This window comes from Streptomyces niveiscabiei (genome assembly GCF_001419795.1).
Lineage (GTDB): Bacteria > Actinomycetota > Actinomycetes > Streptomycetales > Streptomycetaceae > Streptomyces > Streptomyces niveiscabiei.
The window spans coordinates 1-1,126 of the sequence record NZ_LIRL01001435.1; the positions used below are offsets into that span (position 1 = coordinate 1).

The 1,126-nt window shown below is 75.2% G+C and carries 1 protein-coding gene; it reads left to right on the top strand.

The window, feature by feature from the left end; translation table 11 throughout:
• A partial coding sequence (locus tag AOK24_RS44760) for a type I polyketide synthase (RefSeq protein ID WP_159052256.1) occupies positions 1-1,091 on the top strand: 1,091 nt, incomplete at its 5' end.
• Between the last annotated feature and the right edge of the window lie 35 nt (positions 1,092-1,126).

Below are 1,126 nucleotides of genomic sequence, written 5' to 3' on the forward strand. Positions count from 1 at the left end.
GGCCGGAGTTGGTCCGGGTCGCGCCGGGGCGGGGGAAGCGGCCTTCGCTGGCGTCGGGGACCGTCCTCATCACCGGGGGGACCGGGACGCTCGGGGCGTTGCTCGCGCGGCACTTGGTGAGTGAATACGGGGTGCGGAGTCTGCTGCTGACCAGCCGCAGCGGGGGAGGGGAGTCCCTCGCCGAGGAGCTGCGCGGCCTGGGCGCCTCGGTCACCGTGGCCGCCTGCGATGCCGCCGACCGCGAGGCGCTCGCCGGTGCGCTGAGCCTCGTACCCGGTGATCGGCCCCTCGTCGGTGTCGTCCACGCGGCCGGGGTCCTCGCCGACGGGGTCGTCACCGGGATGACCGCCGACCAGGTCGAAGAGGTGCTGCGGCCCAAGGTCGACGGCGCCCTCAACCTCCACGAGCTGACCAAGGACGCCGGCCTCGCCGTGTTCGTCCTCTTCTCCTCGGTCGCCGGGGTCCTCGGCAGCCCGGGCCAGGGCAACTACGCCGCCGCCAACGCGTTCCTGGACGCCTTCGCGGAACACCGCAGGGCCGAGGGGCTGCCGGTCCAGGCCCAGGCGTGGGGCCTGTGGGAGGAGATCTCCGGCATGACGGCGGCGGTCCGAGACCGGGACGTCCCGGACGGCGTGCTGCCGCTGCCGACGCCGTTCGCGCTGGCCCTGTTCGACGAGGCGCTGCGCCAGGACGAGGCGGCGCTGACGCTGGCGAAGTTCGACCTCGGCACGCTGCGTACGCGGGGCGCGGCGGGCCTGCTCCGAGGGCTGGTGCCCGCGACGCCTGCCACCACGCCCGCCGTGGCGCTGCGGGACCTCGCCCCGGCCGAGCGCGCGGCACGCCTGCTGGCCGAAGTCCGGTCGATCGCGGCGCAGTTGCTGGGCCACGCGGACGCGGAGGCGATCTCTCTGGACGGCAGCCTGCACGAGTTCGGCCTCGACTCCCTGACAGCGGTGGAACTCCGCAACAGGCTGAGCGCCCTGACGGGCCTGCGCCTCCCGGCGACGCTGGTGTTCGACCACGCGGAGCTGAGGGGGCTGGCGGAACACCTGGCCGGGGAGCTGACGGCCGCGCTGAGGGCCGAGGTGTAGAGGGGCGGGGGACGCACCCCGCCGCCCCGCATCCC